Source organism: Endothiovibrio diazotrophicus (genome assembly GCF_054657215.1).
Genome location: NZ_BAAHXB010000034.1, coordinates 19,282 through 38,299, shown reverse-complemented (window position 1 = coordinate 38,299; position 19,018 = coordinate 19,282). Strand labels below are relative to the sequence as shown.

Annotated in this window: 17 protein-coding genes; 6 read left to right on the top strand and 11 right to left on the bottom strand. The window is 66.4% G+C overall.

The features are described 5' to 3' along the window. Positions 1-7: 7 nt before the first annotated feature. From lpxD to rpsB, 11 genes are all read right to left on the bottom strand, one after another. Positions 8-1,033: a UDP-3-O-(3-hydroxymyristoyl)glucosamine N-acyltransferase gene (gene lpxD, locus ACYQ2W_RS10795; RefSeq protein ID WP_459866304.1), complete on the bottom strand. Its 1,026-nt coding sequence runs from the start codon at positions 1,031-1,033 to the stop codon at positions 8-10. A 15-nt stretch (positions 1,034-1,048) separates the two neighbouring features. Further along, positions 1,049-1,597, bottom strand: coding sequence for an OmpH/Skp family outer membrane protein (locus tag ACYQ2W_RS10790; protein ID WP_459866301.1), 549 nt, complete (start codon positions 1,595-1,597; stop codon positions 1,049-1,051). An 88-nt stretch (positions 1,598-1,685) separates the two neighbouring features. Continuing rightward, positions 1,686-3,974, bottom strand: coding sequence for an outer membrane protein assembly factor BamA (gene bamA / locus ACYQ2W_RS10785; protein ID WP_459866298.1), 2,289 nt, complete (start codon positions 3,972-3,974; stop codon positions 1,686-1,688). An 87-nt stretch (positions 3,975-4,061) separates the two neighbouring features. Beyond that, positions 4,062-5,426 carry a sigma E protease regulator RseP gene (rseP, locus tag ACYQ2W_RS10780; RefSeq protein ID WP_459866295.1) on the bottom strand — a complete coding sequence of 455 codons (1,365 nt, stop codon included), beginning with the start codon at positions 5,424-5,426 and terminating at the stop codon, positions 4,062-4,064. Between the two features lie 209 nt (positions 5,427-5,635). Further along, positions 5,636-6,808, bottom strand: a complete 1,173-nt coding sequence (ispC, locus tag ACYQ2W_RS10775) for a 1-deoxy-D-xylulose-5-phosphate reductoisomerase (protein ID WP_459866292.1) — start codon at positions 6,806-6,808, stop codon at positions 5,636-5,638. Positions 6,809-6,883: 75 nt separating this feature from the next. Next, complete coding sequence (locus ACYQ2W_RS10770) at positions 6,884-7,699, bottom strand: phosphatidate cytidylyltransferase (protein WP_459866289.1); 816 nt, start codon at positions 7,697-7,699, stop codon at positions 6,884-6,886. After that, entirely contained in the window at positions 7,692-8,468 is a 777-nt protein-coding gene (gene uppS, locus ACYQ2W_RS10765) for an undecaprenyl pyrophosphate synthase (protein ID WP_459866286.1), read from the bottom strand. Before uppS ends, ACYQ2W_RS10770 begins: the two co-directional genes overlap by 8 nt. Before the next feature lie 104 nt (positions 8,469-8,572). Continuing rightward, positions 8,573-9,130 carry a ribosome recycling factor gene (gene frr, locus ACYQ2W_RS10760; RefSeq protein ID WP_459866283.1) on the bottom strand — a complete coding sequence of 186 codons (558 nt, stop codon included), beginning with the start codon at positions 9,128-9,130 and terminating at the stop codon, positions 8,573-8,575. Between the two features lie 3 nt (positions 9,131-9,133). After that, positions 9,134-9,838: a UMP kinase gene (gene pyrH / locus ACYQ2W_RS10755; RefSeq protein WP_459866280.1), complete on the bottom strand. Its 705-nt coding sequence runs from the start codon at positions 9,836-9,838 to the stop codon at positions 9,134-9,136. 206 nt (positions 9,839-10,044) lie between these two features. Continuing rightward, complete coding sequence (gene tsf, locus ACYQ2W_RS10750; protein ID WP_459866277.1) at positions 10,045-10,920, bottom strand: translation elongation factor Ts; 876 nt, start codon at positions 10,918-10,920, stop codon at positions 10,045-10,047. A 110-nt stretch (positions 10,921-11,030) separates the two neighbouring features. After that, complete coding sequence (gene rpsB, locus ACYQ2W_RS10745) at positions 11,031-11,777, bottom strand: 30S ribosomal protein S2 (protein WP_459866274.1); 747 nt, start codon at positions 11,775-11,777, stop codon at positions 11,031-11,033. Positions 11,778-12,087: 310 nt separating this feature from the next. Between rpsB and map the strand changes: the two genes are divergently transcribed. From map to ACYQ2W_RS10715, 6 genes are all read left to right on the top strand, one after another. Continuing rightward, complete coding sequence (map, locus tag ACYQ2W_RS10740) at positions 12,088-12,855, top strand: type I methionyl aminopeptidase (RefSeq protein WP_459866271.1); 768 nt, start codon at positions 12,088-12,090, stop codon at positions 12,853-12,855. Between the two features lie 121 nt (positions 12,856-12,976). After that, positions 12,977-15,637, top strand: coding sequence for a [protein-PII] uridylyltransferase (gene glnD, locus ACYQ2W_RS10735; RefSeq protein ID WP_459866268.1), 2,661 nt, complete (start codon positions 12,977-12,979; stop codon positions 15,635-15,637). Positions 15,638-15,742: 105 nt separating this feature from the next. After that, complete coding sequence (gene dapC / locus ACYQ2W_RS10730; RefSeq protein WP_459866265.1) at positions 15,743-16,924, top strand: succinyldiaminopimelate transaminase; 1,182 nt, start codon at positions 15,743-15,745, stop codon at positions 16,922-16,924. Between the two features lie 118 nt (positions 16,925-17,042). Continuing rightward, on the top strand, positions 17,043-17,867 hold the full coding sequence (gene dapD / locus ACYQ2W_RS10725; RefSeq protein WP_459866262.1) for a 2,3,4,5-tetrahydropyridine-2,6-dicarboxylate N-succinyltransferase: 825 nt from the start codon (positions 17,043-17,045) through the stop codon (positions 17,865-17,867). 277 nt (positions 17,868-18,144) lie between these two features. Next, positions 18,145-18,489, top strand: coding sequence for an arsenate reductase (locus ACYQ2W_RS10720; RefSeq protein ID WP_459866259.1), 345 nt, complete (start codon positions 18,145-18,147; stop codon positions 18,487-18,489). A gap of 21 nt (positions 18,490-18,510) precedes the next feature. Next, the gene (locus tag ACYQ2W_RS10715; RefSeq protein WP_459866256.1) at positions 18,511-18,969 is read left to right on the top strand and encodes a hypothetical protein; all 459 of its coding nucleotides are present in this window, start codon (positions 18,511-18,513) and stop codon (positions 18,967-18,969) included. The last annotated feature ends 49 nt before the right edge of the window (positions 18,970-19,018 follow it).

Genomic DNA, 19,018 nt, shown 5'->3' with positions numbered 1-19,018 from the left:
ACTCTTCCTACTCCGATGACCGTTTGGCGAGGCGTTTCACCTCGCGGGCCAGTTCGTCCAGGTGGCGCAGGCGGGCGGCGTTGCGCTTCCAGTCGCGGTTGGCCATCACCGGCAGGCTGGAGGAGTAGGTCCCCGGCTCGTTGATCGAGCGATCGACCAGCGAAGTGGCGGTGACCACCACGTCGTCGGCGATCTCCAGATGGCCGAGCACCACCGCCGCCCCGCCGATCTGGCAGCGCTTGCCGATCACCGCGCTGCCGGCGACACCGACGCAGCCGGCCATCGCGGTGTGGGCACCGACGCGGACGTTGTGGGCGATCTGGATCTGGTTGTCCAGCTTCACCCCCTCCTCCAGCACCGTGTCCTCCAGCGCCCCGCGGTCGATGGTGGTGTTGGCGCCGATCTCCACGTCGTCGCCGATCTCCACTCCGCCGAGCTGCGGCACCTTGATCCAGCGGCCATCCGTCTCCTGCGCCAGCCCGAAACCGTCGGCGCCGATCACCGCGCCGGGATGGACCAGCACCCGCCGCCCCAGCCGCACCCCGTGACAGAGGGTGACGTTGGCGACCAGGCGACACCCCTCGCGGAGTTCCGCCCCCCGCCCGATCACGCAGCCGGGGCCAACCTCGCAGCCGGCGGCGAGCCGGGCCCCCTCCTCGACCACGCTGTTGGGCCCGATCGAGACCCCTTCGCCGAGGGCCGCCCCGGGGGCGACCACCGCGCTGGGATGGACGCCTGCCGTCCCGGGCGGTACGGGATGGAGGAGAGCGGCGGCTCGCGCATAGGCGAGGTGGGGACGCTCGTGGACCAGTGCCGCCACCGGACAGGCAGCCCGCTCGGCGGGGGCGAGGATCACCGCGGCGGCGCGGGTCTGCCGCAGCGGTCCGCGGTACCTGGCATTGTGGAAGAAGCTCAGCTGGCCGGGGCCGGCGCGCTCCAGGGTGGCGACGCCGGAGACGCGCAACGCGCCGTCACCGTCGAGCGCGGCGCCGATCGCCTCGGCCAGCTCCGCCAGGGTCACCCCTTCGCTCATCGGCTTCGACGGCGATCAGGGGGCCGGGGCCGCCTTGAACTGGCTCTTCAGGCGATCGAGCAGCTTCTGCGTCAGGTTGACCTGGTCGCTGGCGTAGACCACCCCTTCGCTGATCACCAGGTCGTAGTGCTCCTCCTTGGCCAGCTCGGCGACGGTGGCGAGGGTCTCCTTGAGCAGCTTGCGCAGCTCCTCGTTGCGGCGGATGTTGTAGTCCTCGCGCACCTCGCGCTGCAAGCGCACCAGCTCCCGCTGACGGGAGCGGATGTCGCGCTCCAGGCTGCGGCGCTCGGTCTCGCTCATCACGTCGCCGTCGCGCTCCAGCTTGTCCTCCATCCCCTTCAGCTCCTTCTGCTGGGATTCCAGCTCCCGCTGGCGGGGGGCGAACTCGCGCTCCAGCTGCTTCTGCGCGGCATCGGCCTGGGGCATCTGCTCGGTCACCTTGGTCAGGTTGACCGCCCCCACCTTGATCCCCTCGGCGACGGCGGCGGCGGAGAACAGCGGGCCCAGCAACAGCGTGGCCCCCAGCACCATCGGCCCCACCACGGGGAGGACCATCTCGCGCATCGTTTCACTCCTGCGTATGCTCTGAATCACTCTTGAATCCTCCGGCCTGACGCGTCGCTCAAAATAAGGTCATGCGCGACGCAGCGCGTTAAAACTGTCTGCCCATGGTGAACTGGAAGCTCTGGGTTTCGTCCCCGCCCTTGTCGTTGAGCGGCGTGGCGACCACGAAGGTCAGTGGACCGAAGGGCGACAGCCAGGTGGCGGTCAAGCCCGTAGAGTAACGCAGGTCGCCGAGATCCACCTCCTGGTTGACCCCCCAGACGTTGCCGGCGTCAAGGAAAGCGGACATGCGGAAGTTGGAGGACTCCTTCCAGAACAGCGGCGGCAGCAGCAGTTCGGCGTTGCCGACCAGCTTCACGTCACCACCCATGGTGTCGCCGTTGGAGTCGTGGGGACCGAGGGTGTTGTCGCGGAAACCGCGCACCGATTTGACGCCGCCGGCGAGGAAGTACTCGTAGTAGGGCAGCGCATCGGTGCCGCCGACCCCGTCGCCGTACTGGAACTGCACGTTGCCCATCACGGTCCAGTCGTCGTTCAACGGGAAGTAACGCTGGGCCTTCAGGTTGATGTCGTAGTAGGTGAGTTCGCCGAAGGTCATTCCCGCCCCCGCCGCGAGGTAGGTCCCCCGGTCGGGGAATATGGCACTATTGCGGGTGTCGTGGGACCAGCCGACGCGGGTGTTGAGACCGAGGAAATCGTTGCCGTTGGCGGCCAGCCAGTCGGCCAGTTCGACCGAGGGGGTGGCGCCGGTGGTAACGCTCTTCTGATCCAGTCCGAGGGTGAACAGCAACTTGTCGTACTCGTTGATCGGCACGCCCCAGGTGACGTTGCCACCGATGTTGTCGAGCACGTAGCGGGAGATGTTGGCCGCCTCGGCATCGGTCTCCCGCGAGTAGAGGCTGAAGCCGCGGCTCACCCCGTCGACGGTGTAGTAGGGGTTGAGGTAGGAGACGCTGTAGACGGTGTTGACGTCGGAGTTGTTGAAGGAGAAACCGAGCCGCTTACCGCTGCCCATGAAGTTCTCCTGGGTGATGCTGGTGGAGAAGATCACGCCGGAACCGGAGGAGTAGCCGATACCGGCCATCAGGTTGCCGGAGGGCTTCTCCTTCACCGAGAACTCCACGTCCACCTGGTCGGTGGTACCGGGCACCGGCTTGGTCTCGACGTTGACCCCGTCGAAGTAGCCGACCACGTCGAGGCGGTCGCGGGAGCGGTTGACCTTGGCGGTGTCGATCCACGCCCCCTCCATCTGACGCATCTCGCGGCGCAGTACCTCGTCGCGGGTCTTGGTGTTGTTGACCATGTTGATGCGGCGCACGTAGACCCGCTTGCCCGGATCGACGAAGAAGGTGAGGCTCACCTGTTTCTCCTTCTCGTCGACATCGGGGATCGCGTTGACATTGGCGAAGGCGTAGCCCTCCTGGCCGAGCCGGTCGCTGATCGCCGCCGAGGTCTTGGTGGAGTCGCGCCGCGAGAAGGTGTCGCCGGCGTGCAGCTTGACCAGACCGAACAGCTCGTCCTGGGGCACCACCAGTTCCCCGGCCAGCTTCACCTCCTTGACCGTGTACTCCTCCCCCTCGGAGACGTTGATGGTGATGTAGATGTCGTGCTTGTCGGGGGTGATGGTCACCTGGGTGGAGGTGATGTTGAAGTTGATGTAGCCACGATCGAGGTAGTAGGAACGCAGCGACTCCAGGTCGGCGGTCAGCTTCTCCTTGGAGTACTGGTTGTCGTCGGTGATCCACGACATCCAGTTGCCGGTGGTCAACTGGAACTCATCGAGCAACTCGTCGGTGGGGAAGACGTGGTTGCCGACCAGGTTGATGGCGCGGATGCGCGCCGCCTCGCCCTCGTCGACGGTGATCGTCACTCCCACCCGGTTGCGCTCCAGCGGGGTGACCGTGGGGGTGATCTTCACCGCGTACTTGCCGCGGTTGAAGTACTGCCGGCGCAGCTCCTTCTCGGTGGTGTCGAGCAGCGAGCGGTTGAACACCCGTCCCTCGGCCAGACCGATCTGCTTGAGCGCCTCGAGCAGCTGATCCTTGTCGATGTCCTTGTTGCCGGAGAGTTCGATGGAGGCCACGGCCGGGCGCTCCTGGACCAGGATCACCAGCACGTCGCCGTCGCGTTCGAGGCGCACGTCCTTGAAGAAACCGGTCTTGAACAGGGCGCGGATCGCCTCGGCGCCGCTCTTCTCGTCCAGCCTCTGGCCCACCTTCACCGGCAGGTAGTTGAAGACGGTGCCGGCGGAGATCCGCTGCAATCCCTCGATGCGGATGTCGCTGACGGCGAAATCGTCGGCGGCGAGCGCCGAGGCGCCCCACAGCATGAGGGCGGCGAGCGGTGCCAGGCGGAGGCCGCGATGGTTGTTGGTCATTGAGTTGTTCCAGCAAGCGCGCTCAGCGGCAGGAGGGCGCCGCCAAATCATTATTCTCTGACTACCCGTCCCGACTACCGGCCCCGACTATCCGCCGAAGAGCCGGGCCAGGTCGTTGTAGAAGGCCAATCCCATGAGGGCCAGCAACACCGCCAGCCCCGCCCGCTGCCCCAGCTCCTGGGCCTGGTCCGAGAGCGGGCTTCCCTTGGCGAATTCTACAAGGTAATACAGCAGGTGCCCACCATCCAGTATCGGGATCGGCAACAGGTTGAGCACGCCGAGAGTGAGGCTGATCATCGCCAGGAAGGTGAGGAAGGCGACCGCCCCGGCCTGGGCGAACTGGCCGGCGTACCGGGCGATGCTGATCGGCCCGCTGACGTTGTCCAGGGAGGCCTCGCCGGTGACGATCTTGCCGAGCATGCGCAGGGTCAGCAACGACATCCGCCAGGTCTTCTTCACGGCGGGGATGAACGCCTCCAGCGGACCGTAGCGCAGCTCCGCGCGCAACGCCTCCAACTGCGCGGGTTCGATCCGCGCCGCGGCCCCGACCCGGCCGACCGGCCCCTCCCCCCCCTGCACCTCCCGCGGGGTGACCGTCAGGGTCAGCGACGCGCCGCCGCGTTCCACCGACACCTGCAGGGGAACGCCGGGGCGGGCCTTCACGTAGTCCGCCCACCAATCCCAGTCGGGGACCGGCAGACCATCCACCGCGGTGACCCGATCGCCCGGCCGCAACCCCGCGGCAGCGGCGGCGCCGTCGGCCATCACCTCGTCGATCACCGGCTCCAGCTTCAGCCGGTAGGGGGCGATCCCCAGGTTCTTCAGCAGCTCGCCCCCCTCGGCCAGCGCCGCCCCCGCCTCCAGGTCGATCGTCCGCCAGCGCCGCGCGCCGGAGGCATCGCGCACCTCCAGCGGGGTCTCGCCGGCATCCAGCACCGCCTCCAGCAGCGCCGCGAGGGCGACATCCCAGGTGGGGGTGGCGCGCCCGGCGACGCTGACGATCTCATCGCCCGCGTGCAATCCGGCATAGGCCGCCGGGGTGTCCGCCGCGATCTCGCCGACCAGTGGCTTGGGGCCGACGACGCCGATGGTGAGGACCGCCCAGTAGGCGGCGATGGCGAACAAAAAGTTGAACAGCGGCCCGGCACAGACGATGGCGATACGCCGCCCCACCGAGGCCCGGTTGAAGGCGAGGTGAAGCTCCTCCGGGGCCACCTCACCCTCGCGCTCGTCGAGCATCTTGACGTAACCGCCCAGGGGCAGCGCGGCCACCACGTACTCCACCCCGTCACGGCCGTTCCGCCGCCACAGCGGCCGGCCGAACCCGATGGAGAAGCGCAGCACCTTCACCCCGAGCTTGCGCGCCACCCAGAAGTGGCCGAACTCGTGGACGGTGATCAACACCCCGATGGCGACGAGGAAGGCGGCGGCGGCGGAGAGGAATTCACTCATGGGGGTATCTAAATAGAAGAGGGTCCGCAAATGAACGCGAATGAACGCAAATGGAAGAAAGAGAAGAGCAAACCGCAGATTAACGCAGATTTACGCAGATATTTCTCGTCTGAATCTGCGTAAATCTGCGTTAATCTGCGGTTCAGTCTTCCATTCCAACGATCCGCTGAATAGTCACCGATTTTCTTCTTATTCGCGTTCATTTGCGTTCATTTGCGGACAAATCCTATTGCAATCTCGCGGGCGCGGCGATCGGCTTCGAGGACCACCTCCAGGGAGACCGCATCCGCGGCGTCGAGTTCCGTGAGCGTCCGCTCGATCACCTCGGCGATGGCGGTGAAACCGAGCCGCCGGTCGAGGAACGCCGCCACCGCCACCTCGTTGGCGGCGTTGAGGATCGCCGGTGCGGTGCCGCCGGTACGGATGGCGTCGTAGGCCAGTCGCAGGCAGGGGAAGCGCTCGAAGTCGGGCGCCTCGAAATCGAAGCGCGCCAGCGCGAACAGATCGAGATCGGCCACCCCGGAGGCGATCCGCTCCGGCCAGGCCAGGGCGTGGGCGATGGGGGTGCGCATGTCGGGGTTGCCCAGCTCGGCGAGCACCGAACCGTCGCTGTACTGGACCATGGAGTGGATCACGCTCTGCGGATGGACCACCACCTGCACGTCGTCGGGCGAGCAGCCGAACAGCCAGCACGCCTCGATCACCTCCAGCCCCTTGTTCATCATGGTGGCGGAGTCCACCGAGATCTTGCGCCCCATGGACCAGTTGGGGTGGGCCACCGCCTGCTCGGGGGTGACCTCCGTCAGTTGGTCCAGCGGGGTGGAGCGGAAGGGGCCGCCGGAGGCGGTGAGCAGGATCCGGCTCACCCCCACCTGCGCCAGGCCACGGCCGAAGTCGCCGGGCATGCACTGGAAGATGGCGTTGTGCTCCGAGTCGATCGGCAGCAGTTCGGCGCCATGGGCGCGCACCTCCTCCATGAACAGCGCGCCGGACATCACCAGCGCCTCCTTGTTGGCCAGCAGCACCCGCTTGCCGGCCCGCGCCGCGGCCAGGGTCGGCAGCAGCCCGGCGGCGCCGACGATGGCAGCCATCACCTGCCCCACTTCGTCCAGGGAGGCCACCTTCACCAGCCCGTCGTTGCCGGAGAGCACCTCAACCGCCAACCCCGCATCCGCGGCGAGCGCGGAAAACCGCGCGGCGGCGGCCTCGTCGGCGAGCACCGCATAGCGGGGGCGGTGAACGCGACACTGCTCCAGCAGCCGCTCTACCCCGGTATTGGCGGTCAGCGCCACCACCCGGTAGCGCTCGGGGTGGCGGGCCAGCACGTCCAGCGTACTTACCCCGATGGAGCCGGTGGCCCCCAGAACCGTCACACCGATCATCGTGCCGTTACCCCGCTCAACCACCCAAAAACCACGAAGGGAAAAGGACTCCCTCCGTGAAGGATCTCTCCGACATCAACCCAGGTTCAGCGCCACCCAGCCGGCCCAGAAAAGGGGAGCGGCGGCGGTGAGGCTGTCGATGCGGTCGAGGATGCCGCCGTGGCCGGGGAGGATGGAACCGCTGTCCTTCAGTCCCACCTCGCGCTTGAGCAGGCTCTCGAACAGGTCACCCACCACCGAGACCAGGGCGGCGACCACGCTGATCAGCACGAAGCCGGCCAGCTCCATCCAACCGAAGCCGAGCCATGCCCCCACCAACGCGGCATAGAGGGCGACCAGCGCCATCCCACCGTAGACCCCTTCGCGACTCTTTCCCGGGCTGACCTCCGGCGCCAGTTTGACCCGCCCCCAACGGGTCCCGGCGAAATAGGCCCCGCTGTCGGCAACCACCGTGAGACCGATGACGTAGAGCACCCACCAGTGCGAGGTGGCATGCAACACCGCCAGGGCGAACCACGCCGGCAGCAGCGTGACCAGCCCCGCCCACCCCTTCACCGCCGCCCCCTGGAACGGCGAGGCCCCGGGGGCGATCCCCCGCAGCAACAGCCAGGCGAGCAGCATCCACCACACCAGCGAGGCGGCGAGCACCGCCACCACCACCTCCAGCGAGTGACCGAAGAGGACCAGCAGCGCCATGGCGAAGGCCAGGGCCAGGGGATAGAGACCACGGACCGCGATCCGCCGCGCACCGAGCAGGCCGCTCCACTCCCAGCCGCCGACCAACACCACCACCCCGGAGAAGAGTGCGAAGTGGGCGGTAGGCAGCAGCAACACCCCGGCGATCACCAGGGGAATCAGGACGACCGAGGTGAGCAACCGCAGCTTAAGCACCCTTGAGACTCTCCACCTGATGTCCGGTCATCCCGAAGCGGCGCTGGCGACTACCGAAGGAGGCGATCGCCTCGTCGAGGGCCTCGGCATCGAAATCGGGCCAGAAGCGGTCGGTGAAATAGAGTTCAGTGTAGGCCAACTGCCAGAGCAGGAAGTTGGAGATGCGCTGTTCGCCACCGGTGCGGATGAAGAGGTCGGGCTCGGGCAGATCGGCCAGGGAGAGCTCGGCGGCCAACCGCTCGGCATCGACCTGACCCGGCTCCAGGGTCCCCGCCTTGACCTGCCCGGCCAAGCGGGCGGCGGCCTGCGCGATGTCCCAGCGGCCACCGTAGTTGGCGGCGATCACCAGGGTCAGGCCGTCGTTGTCGGCGGTCACCCGCTCGGCCTCGGCGATGCGCTGCTGGAGCTTCTCGGGAAAGGCGGAGAGGTCGCCGATCAGGCGGATGCGCACCTTGTTCTTGTGCAGCCGCTTGATCTCCTTCTGCAGGGTGGTGAGGAAGAGCTCCATCAACAGCCCCACCTCCTTGGCCGGACGGCGCCAGTTCTCCGAGGAGAAGGCGAACAGGGTGAGCACCTCGATGCCGCGCTCGCCACAGGCCGAGACCACCTTGCGCACCGCATCGACCCCCGCCTTGTGGCCGAAGTGACGCGGTAGTTTGCGCCGCTCCGCCCAGCGCCCGTTACCGTCCATGATGATGGCCACGTGCCGAGGCATCGAACGCCCGAGACGCCCCTCCTCGACCACCGCGGTGTCACCCTCCTCCGCCATCACCGATCACTCCAAGTAGACACGAAACACCAAATGCTCGAAAAAACCGGGGCTGGGCGCCGCGGGGCTTTTGCCCCGCGGCGCCCAGCCCCGGTTTTTTCGCGTCAGATTTCCATCAGCTCCTTTTCCTTGACCTCGACCACCTTGTCCACCTCGGCGACATACTTGTCGGTCAGCTTCTGCATCCCCTCCTCCGCCCGACGCGCCTCGTCCTCGCTGATCTCCTTCTCCTTGAGCAGGTCCTTGAAGTCGCCGTTGGCATCGCGGCGGATGTTGCGGATGGCGACCTTCGCCTGCTCGCCCTCCTTGCCCACCACCTTGGCCAGATCGCGGCGGCGCTCCTCGGTGAGCGGCGGCAGCGGGATGCGGATCATGGTGCCGGCGGTGGCCGGATTGAGCCCCAGGTCCGACTCCAGGATCGCCTTCTCCACCGGCCCGACCATGGCCTTCTCCCACGGCTGGACGGTCAGGGTGCGCGCATCGCCGACACCGACGTTGGCCACCTGGCTGATCGGCACCGGAGAGCCGTAATAGTCGACCCGCAGGTGGTCGAGCAGGCTGGGGTGGGCGCGACCGGTACGCAGTTTGGTCAGCTCGGTCTTCAGCGCGTCGATGCTCTTGCCCATGCGGACCTCTGCATCCCGGGTGATTTCGTCGATCATCGTCTAACCCTCCACCAGACTGCCGATCTCCTCGCCGGAACAGATGCGGGGAAGATCGCCGTGGTTGTTGATATTGAAGATACGCAGCGGCATGGCGTGGTCGCGGCAGAGCACGATGGCGGTGAGGTCCATCACCATCAGCCGGCGATCGAGCACCTCGTCGTAGGAGAGCCGGGGGAAGTGCTCGGCGGCGGGGTCCTTCACCGGATCGGCGGAGTAGACCCCACTCACCTTGGTCGCCTTGAACAGCACCTCGGCACCGATCTCGATGGCGCGCAGGGAGGCGGCCGAATCGGTGGTGAAGAAGGGGTTGCCGGAACCGCCGGCGAACAGTACCACCCTGCCGGCCTCCAGGTGGCGCACCGCCTGATCCCGCTGGAAGCGTTCGCACACCCCCTCGATGGCGAAGGCCGACATCACCCGCGCGGGCACCCCGATCTTCTCCAGGTACTGGGCCATGGCCAGCGAATTCATCACCGTGGCGAGCATCCCCATCTGGTCGCCCACCACCCGGTCCATGCCGCCGGAGGCGAGACCGGCGCCGCGGAAGATGTTGCCCCCGCCGATCACCATCCCCACCTGGGTCCCGGCCTTCACCACATCGCGGATCTCCCCGGCGATCCGGTCGGCGACATCGGGGCTGATGCCGTAGACATCGCTCCCCATCAACACCTCGCCACTCAGCTTCAGCAGGATTCGCCGGTACATAAACTTCAGCCCCATTTTCGTAATCTAGCCGCAGATGAAGGGAAACCATCGGATACGCGATTCCCCTTCGTCTGCGCCCTCCCCGCGAACGACTCGCGGGGAGGATCGACGGAATCGGTTTGCCACGGAGCCACGGAGGGCACGGAGCCGTTTCGTTTTCGCTCCGTGTCCTCCGTGGCTCCGTGGCGATCCTCTCCTCTGCGGAATCAGGAGCCCTTCACCTGGGCCATCACCTCGTCGGCGAAGTTCTCCTGCTTCTTCTCGATGCCCTCGCCCACCTCGTAGCGGACGAAGGAGACCACCTTGGCACCCTTGGAAGCGAGCAGCTTCTCCACGGTCTGGTCGGGATCCTTGACGAAGGGCTGACCCACCAAGGTGATCTCCTGGAGGTACTTCTTCATCCGCCCCTCGACCATCTTCTCGACGATGTTGTCGGGCTTGCCGCTCTCCTTGGCCTGGGCGGTGACGATCTCGCGCTCCTTCTCCAGCAGCTCGGCGGGCACCCCGGTCTCGTCGACGCAGACCGGCTTGGAGGCGGCGATGTGCATGGCGATGTCCTTGCCCAGCTCGGCGTCGCCGCCCTCCAGGTCGACCAGCACCGCGATGCGGGTGCCGTGCTGGTAGCAGGAGACGGCACCGGCCGCGTCGACCACCTGGCAGCGGCGCACCTGGATGTTCTCACCGATCTTGGCGACCAGCTCCTGGCGGGCGTCGTCGACGCTCTTGCCGTTCATCTCCGCAGCCTTCAGCGCCTCGGCGTCGGCAGGCTTGGCGACCAGCGCCAGATCGGTCACCGCCTGGACGAAGCCCTGGAAATCGTCGCCCTTGGAGACGAAGTCGGTCTCGCAGTTGATCTCCACCACCGCGGCGCTCTTGCCGTCGGCGGCCACCGCCACCCCGAGCAGGCCCTCGGCGGCGACCCGGCCGGCCTTCTTGTCGGCCTTGGCCAGACCCGCCTTGCGCATCATCTCGACGGCGGCCTCGATGTCGCCATCGGTCTCCACCAGCGCCTTCTTGCACTCCATCATGCCCGAGCCGGTGCGCTCGCGCAGTTCCTTCACCATCGCTGCGGTAATCGCCATCACTAAACCTCTGAAACGGTGATGGGCCGCGTTGGCAGGCGGCCCAGTTGAAAAGAATCCGGGACGGCGCCCCCTTCCGGGAAGGGGACCGCCGCCGGCCCGCGACCGCATCACTCGGCGGCGGCAGGCTCCTCGACCTCGACGAAGTCGTCCTGGGCGCTGCCACCGACGGTGACGGTACCGCGTCCCTCGATCACGGCGTCCGCCGCACCGGCGGCGTAGAGTTTCACCGCACGCATGGCGTCGTCATTGCCGGGAATGACGTAGTCGACGTCGATGGGCGTGTTGTTGGTGTCGACCACGCCGACCACCGGGATGCCGAACTTCTTCGCCTCGGCCACCGCGATCTTCTCGTGGCCGGTGTCGATGACGAAGATCGCATCGGGCAGGCTACCCATGTCCTTGATACCGCCCAGGGAGCGCTCCAGCTTCTCCTGCTCGCGACGCAGGCGCAGCCCTTCCTTCTTGGTGAGGCGCTCGACGGTGCCGTCGGCCATCATCGCCTCGATATCTTTCAGGCGTTTGATGGACTGCTTGACGGTGCGGAAATTGGTCAGCATGCCGCCCAGCCAGCGGTTGTTGACGTAGGGCATGCCGCAGCGCTCGGCCTCTTCCTTGATCAGGTCGCGGGCGGCGCGCTTGGTGCCGACGAAGAGGATGGTCCCCTTGTTGGCGGCCAGCTTGGAAATGAAGTTCATCGCATCGTTGTAGAGGGGAAGGGACTTCTCCAGGTTGACGATGTGAATCTTGTTGCGCTCGCCGAAGATGTAGGGGGCCATCTTCGGGTTCCAGTAACGGGCCTGGTGGCCGAAGTGGACACCGGCCTCCAGCATCTGACGCATGGTCACGTTGGCCATGTTTATGACTCCAAATTAATAGGAAGCACTGATTTAAGCGTACGCGGACCGCGTTGCTTAAATCAGTGCTTCCTCTAGGGTTGAACCTCCACGCGCCCCATGAGACAACACCCCGCAAGGGTGCACCCAGTCCCATGTGACGGCACGTGTGCGGACTTGTGCCGGGCCATCCCGGCGCCGCCCGGATCCTAAAACAACGCCGGCATGAGGCCGGCGGAGCACTAGAATTGGGCGCGGTTGCGAAAAAAGCCGGCGATTTATACCATAGCCGGCCTTTTGCGGCAAACCGCCGCCCTCCCCCGAGGCGCCCATGACCATCCATATCAAGACCCCCGAAGAGATCGAAAAGATGCGCGTCGCCGGGCGCCTCGCCGCGGAGGTGCTGGAGATGATCGCCCCGCACGTCAAGCCGGGGGTGACCACCGAGGAGCTGGACCGCCTCTGCCACCACCACATCGTCGACGTGCAGCAGGCGATCCCCGCGCCGCTCAACTACCGCGGTTTCCCCAAGTCGATCTGCACCTCGCTCAACTATCAGGTCTGCCACGGCATTCCCGGCCCGAAGAAGCTGAAGAACGGCGACATCGTCAACATCGACATCACCGTGATCAAGGACGGCTTCCACGGCGACACCAGCATGATGTTCCAGGTGGGCAAGCCCAGCGTGCGCGGCGAACGACTCTCCCGGATCGCCCGCGAGTGCCTGCTCATCGGCATCGAACAGGTCCGCCCCGGCGTCACCCTCGGCGACATCGGCCACGCCATCCAGCGCCACGCGGAGGCCAACCGCTGCTCGGTCGTGCGCGAATACTGCGGCCACGGCATCGGCCGCGAATTCCACGAGGAGCCCCAGGTGCTGCACTATGGCCAACCCGGCACCGGCGTCGCCCTGGAGCCCGGCATGACCTTCACCATCGAACCGATGATCAACGCCGGCAAGCGCCACGTGAAGCTGCTCTCCGACCTGTGGACCGTGGTCACCAAGGACCACTCCCTCTCCGCCCAGTGGGAGCACACCATTCTGGTCACCGACAGCGGCCGCGAAGTCCTCACCCGGCGCTCCGACGAGACCTTTTGATCTATACTGGGCCCCTGCATCTCCACCGGCGCTGCTCGACATCGAGGAGATTTGCGACTTCATCACCCGTCTCTCTCCACCCCAGTGGGACGTCTGACGCTTCCCCGCCGAACACCGCCCCATGAACACCCCCCCCACCTTCGACCTCACCCAATTCGAACAATCCCTCGTTCGCGCCCTCGGCGCGAACGAGCCGCCGGGCCCGCTGTTCAAGCAAGCGGTGGCGCAAGCCACCGGGCAACTGGAGTCCCGCTGCATGGCGGGCGAACCGATCCGCGAGCTGGTGCACGCCCGAGCGGACTTCATGGACCGGCTGCTCACCCTGGCCTGGAACCACGTCGCCGCCATGGAGGGGGAAGCGGCGGCGCTGGCGGCGGTGGGCGGCTACGGCCGGCGGGAGCTCCACCCCGCCTCCGACATCGACCTGCTGATCCTGCTGCCGGCCGGCTGCGACGACCCGCTGGCCCAGCGGATCGAGCCCTTCCTGCGCATGCTCTGGGACGTCGGCCTGGAGATCGGCAGCAGCGTCCGCTCCCCGGAGGAGGCGATCGAGCTGGCCGCCCGCGAGGTCACCGTGATCACCAACCTGATCGAATCGCGACTGCTCGCGGGCGATCCACTGCTGTTCGAGACGGTCCGCCAGGGCACCGCCCCCGAGCGGATCTGGCCCAGCACCGAATTTTTCGCCGCCAAGCTGGAGGAGCAGCGCGCCCGCCACCGGCGCTACGGCGACACCGCCTACAACCTGGAACCCAACATCAAGGAGAGCCCCGGCGGTCTGCGCGATCTGGCCAGCATCGGTTGGGTGGCGAAGCGCCACTTCGGCGTGCAGACCTTCCGCGACCTGATCCCCCACGGCTTTCTCACCGAGGCCGAATACGAGGAGCTGATGGCCTGCGAGGCGTTCCTCTGGCGTATCCGCTTCGGCATCCACACCCTCACCGGCCGCCACGACGACCGTCTGCTGTTCGACCATCAGCGCCCGCTGGCCGAGCGCATCGGCTACCGGGAGCGCAACGGCCGGATGGCGGTCGAACACCTGATGCACGACTACTACCGCACCGTGCAGGCACTCTCCCGGCTCAACGAGATGCTGCTCCAGTTCTTCGAGGAGGAGATCCTCTATCGCGACGCCGACAACCGCCCCCAGCTGCTGACCCAGCACTTCCAGGCGCGCAAGGGGTTCCTGGAGGTACGCAACCCGCCGCTCTTCCCCTACCGCCCCTTCGCGCTGATGGAGGTGTTCCTGCTGCTCGCCCAGCACCCGGAACTGAAGGGGGTGCGTGCCGGCACCATCCGGCTGATCCGCGAGAACCTCTACCGGGTCGACGACGCCTTCCGTTGCGACGTGCGCGCCCGCGACTACTTCATGGAGCTGCTGCGCCAGCCCCGCGGCATCACCCTGGCCCTGCGCAAGATGCACCGCTACGGGGTGCTCGCCGCCTACCTGCCGGTATTCGGGCGCATCGAGGGACAGATGCAGTACGACCTCTTCCACACCTACACGGTGGACGAACATACGCTGTTCGTGCTGCGCAACACCCGACGGATCTTCATCGAAAAGCACGCCGGCGAACTGCCGCTGGCCAGCGCCATCGCCAAGGACCTGCCGAAGCCGGAGCTGCTGCACATCGCCGCACTGTTCCACGACATCGCCAAGGGGCGAGGAGGCGACCACTCGACCCTGGGCGAGCAGGAGGCGGAGGTGTTCTGCGCGGGCCACGGCCTGAGCGAGTGGGACACCCGGCTGGTCTCCTGGCTGGTACGCAACCACCTGCTGATGTCCTCCACCGCCCAGCGCAAGGACGTCGACGACCCCGAGGTGATCCACGAATTCGCCACCCGGGTAGGCGAGCAGACCCGCCTCGACTACCTCTACCTGCTCACCGTCGCCGACATCCGCGCCACCAATCCGGAACTGTGGACGTCATGGAAGGCGAGCCTGTTGCGCGAACTCTACGGCCGCACCAAGCGGGCCCTGCGCCGCGGTTTGGAGAACCCGGAGGACCGCGACGAGCGGATCACCGAGATCCGCAAGGAGGCGCGCGCCCAGCTGATCGCCGAAGGGATACCCAGCGAGGCGATCGAACGGGTGTGGGCCGAGTTCGACGACGACTATTTCCTGCGCCACAACCCGGCGGAGGTCGCCTGGCATACCACCACCATCGCCTGCGCCCGCCCCGGCGAACTGCCGCTGGTCGAGGTGCGCCTCTACCGCGAACGGGGCGGCACCGCGATCTTCGTCTACGCCCCCGACAACGACCGCCTGTTCGCCCATACCGCCTCGGTGCTGGAGCAGCTCGACCTGAGCGTCGCCGACGCGCGCATCATCGGCTCGCGCGACCACCGCACCCTCGACACCTACATCGTCATGGAGAGCGACGGCCGTCCGGTGGAAGAGGGACACCGCTGCCAGGCGATCCGCCAGGCGCTGCGCGAGCGCCTGGTCAATCCCGATGCGGAACCCGTCGGCGTCAACCGCCGGCTACCGCGGCGCCACAAGCACATGGCGGTGACCACCCAGATCCATCTCAGTCTGGACGAACGGCGCGAATGCACCATCCTGGAGCTGTTCACCCTCGACCGACCGGGCCTCCTGTCGCGCGTCGGCCGCGCCTTCACCCGCTGCGGAGTACGCCTGCACAGCGCCAAGATCGGCACCTTCGGCAGCCATGTCGAAGACGTCTTCTTCCTCACCGACCAGCACAATCTCCCCCTCGACGATACCGCCGGCCAATGCCTCCGCGGCACCATCCGCCAGCTCCTCGACGAAACCGACTGAGCCCCTGCGCAAGGGACCCGCCCAAAGCGGACACCGGCCGAACTACACCCCGTATCCCATCATCGGTATAATGTCCACCCTTTGGCCTCGGAAATTATCCGCCCGATGAATCCCGATCTCGACAAACTCCAGCCCTACCCCTTCGAAAAGCTGGCGAGCCTCAAGCAGGGAACCACCCCGCCGGCAGGACTGGCCCACATCGCACTCTCCATCGGCGAGCCGAAACATCCCACCCCCGGCTTCATCGCCGAAGGGGTGATCGAGCACCTCCACCTGCTCTCCAGCTACCCCACCACCAAAGGCGTCGCCCCCCTGCGCGAGGCGATCGCCGGCTGGGTCGAACGGCGTTTCCGCGCCAAGCTGGACCCCGAACGGCAGATCCTGCCGGTCAACGGCACCCGCGAGGCGCTCTTCGCCTTCGCCCAGGCGGCGATCGACCGCACAACCGCCCCCGCGGTGCTGATGCCCAACCCCTTCTACCAGATCTACGAAGGGGCGGCGCTGCTCGCCGGCGCCGAGCCGCACTATCTCAACTGCACCGCCGCCAACGGCTTCATCCCCGACTACGACGCGGTGAGCGACGAACAGTGGCGGCGCTGCCAACTGCTCTTCCTCTGCTCACCGGGAAACCCCACCGGCGCGGTGACCGGCCGCGAGACCCTGCGCCGGCTGATCGAGCTGGCCGACCGCCACGACTTCATCCTCGCCGCCGACGAGTGCTATTCGGAGATCTACCCGGACGAGGAGAATCCGCCGCCGGGACTGCTTCAGGTGGCGGCCGAGATGGGACGTGACGATTTCCGCCGCTGTATCGTCTTCCACAGCCTCTCCAAGCGCTCCAACGCGCCGGGCCTGCGCTCCGGCTTCGTCGCCGGCGACGCCGCAGTGATCCAGGCGCTCTTCCGCTATCGCACCTACCACGGCTGCGCCATGCCGCCCGCCCACCAGGCCGCCAGCATCGCCGCCTGGAACGACGAACACCATGTGCGCGCCAACCGCGACGCCTACCGCGAGAAGTTCCAGCGGGTGCTGACGACCCTCGACGGCTGCCTGGAGACCGGCCAGCCGGACGCCGGCTTCTACCTCTGGGCCAAGGCGCCGGGAACGGACACCGACCTTGCCCGCGAGCTGTACGCCGAGTGCAACCTTACCGTCCTCCCCGGCAGCTACCTCTCCCGCCAGGCCGACGGCATCAACCCCGGCGACGGCTACATCCGCATGGCCCTGGTGGCACCGCTGGAGGAGTGCCTCGAAGCGGCCTCGCGGATCGAACGGTTCCTATCCTGAGAAGCCGACGACGACAACGGCCCACAGGCCGCGTCCGCCTCGGCATCGACATCGGACTCCCGCTTCGCAGCCGAAAGGCGGCTCCCACCACCCAACCCATCGAATTAAGGAGCGACCCATGAGCGACCTTCAACCGATCATCGAAGAGGCCTTCGAAAACCGCGCCGACTACACCCCCTCCAGCGCCCCCGCGGAGATCCGCGAAGCGGTCAACCAGGCCCTCGCCATGCTCGACCGCGGCGAGGCCCGGGTGGCCGAGCGCCGCGCCGTGGGCGACTGGGTGGTCAACGAATGGCTGAAGAAGGCGGTCCTGCTCTCCTTCCGCCTCAACGACAACTACGTCCAGAAGGGCGGTTTCACCGACTACTTCGACAAGGTTCCCTCCAAGTTCGGCGACATGAACTCCGAGCAGTTCCGCGCCGGCGGCGTGCGCGTCGTCCCCCCGGCGGTGGCCCGCCACGGCTCCTACATCGCCTCCGGCACCGTGCTGATGCCCTCCTACGTCAACATCGGCGCCTATGTGGACTCCGGCACCATGGTCGACACCTGGGCCACCGTCGGCTCCTGCGCCCAGATCGGCAAGAACGTCCACCTCTCCGGCGGCGTCGGCATCGGCGGCGTGCTCGAGCCGCTGCAGGCCGCCCCCACCATCATCGAGGACAACTGCTTCATCGGCGCACGCTCCGAAGTGGTCGAAGGGGTCATCGTCGAGGAGGGCTCGGTGATCTCCATGGGGGTCTACATCGGCCAGTCGACCAAAATCTACGATCGTGAAACCGGCGAAGTGCACTACGGCCGCATCCCCGCCGGTTCGGTGGTGGTCTCCGGCAACCTGCCGAGCAAGGACGGCAGCCATAGCCTCTACTGCGCGGTGATCGTCAAGAAGGTGGACGAGAAGACCCGCTCCAAGGTGGGGATCAACGAACTGTTGCGGGATATCTGATTCGAAAAATTCGGCTCCCGGCGGGAGGGGCATGCAGAGATACGGGCGGAAGACCACACCACTCGTCGCCCCTCTCGCCGGCCCTTACGGCACTCCTATATTACGCCGCCCATCCGCAAAGATCGGCGACCGGTATAAATCAGAAATATCGTACACCCTCCCCAACGCCGCCGATCCTATCATTACCTCCCGCCTGCCCTTCGACGTAATTAAAACAATTAATTGATGACCCGAACTATCAATTAATATCATTCACCCCTGTTCAGAATCGTAAAATATGGTTATTATCTACGGCATCAGGAATTGCGATACGGTAAGAAAGGCACTGAAGTGGCTCGACGCCCGCGGCATTGAACATCAGTTCCATGATTTCCGTATCCACGGCACGGACCGCGCCCAGCTTACGGTCTGGGCCGAAGAGGTGGGGCTGGATATATTGATCAACCGTCGCGGACCCTCGTGGCGCAAGATTCCGCAGGAGCGTCGAGAATGTATCGACGTCCCCACCGCGGTCGAATTGATGGTGGAATTCCCCACCATCATCAAACGACCGGTGCTCGACCTGGGCGATCGACGTATCGTCGGCTTCTCCGAAGCCACATATGAACAACTTTTCGGTTAACACCGACTCAACGAGGAAACCATGGCCAAGCGCAAACCGATCGAAAAGATGTCCGCCGAGGAGCTCTACGCCCTCGCCCAGCAACGTGAACAGGAGGAGCGCGACGCGCAGTCCGCCGCCACCGCGGAACAGCTGGAGGAGCTGAAGGCCCGTCGCAAGGAACTCTCCGTCCAACACAAGGCGGCGATCCGGGAGCTGGAGAAGGAGCACGCCAAGGAACTCAAGGCGATTGACCGTGAAATCGCCGCCCTGGGCGGCCGCGCGCCGCGCCGCACGGGCGGAGGCGGTGGCCGCCGCAGCGGCGCCTCCCAGGCGATCCTGGAGCTGATCGGCGCCCTCGGCCCGGTCTCCACCAGCGACCTGAAGGTCAAGCTCGAGGAGCAGGGCATCGATACCAAGAACCTTCCCCAGCAGCTTGCCTACCTCAAGCGCCAGGGCAAGGTGACCGCCCCCTCCCGCGCGGTCTACGCCCTGGCCTAAGGGTTGGCCGGATGGCGCTGGTAGTTCGCAAATGAAATATTGAAGAACG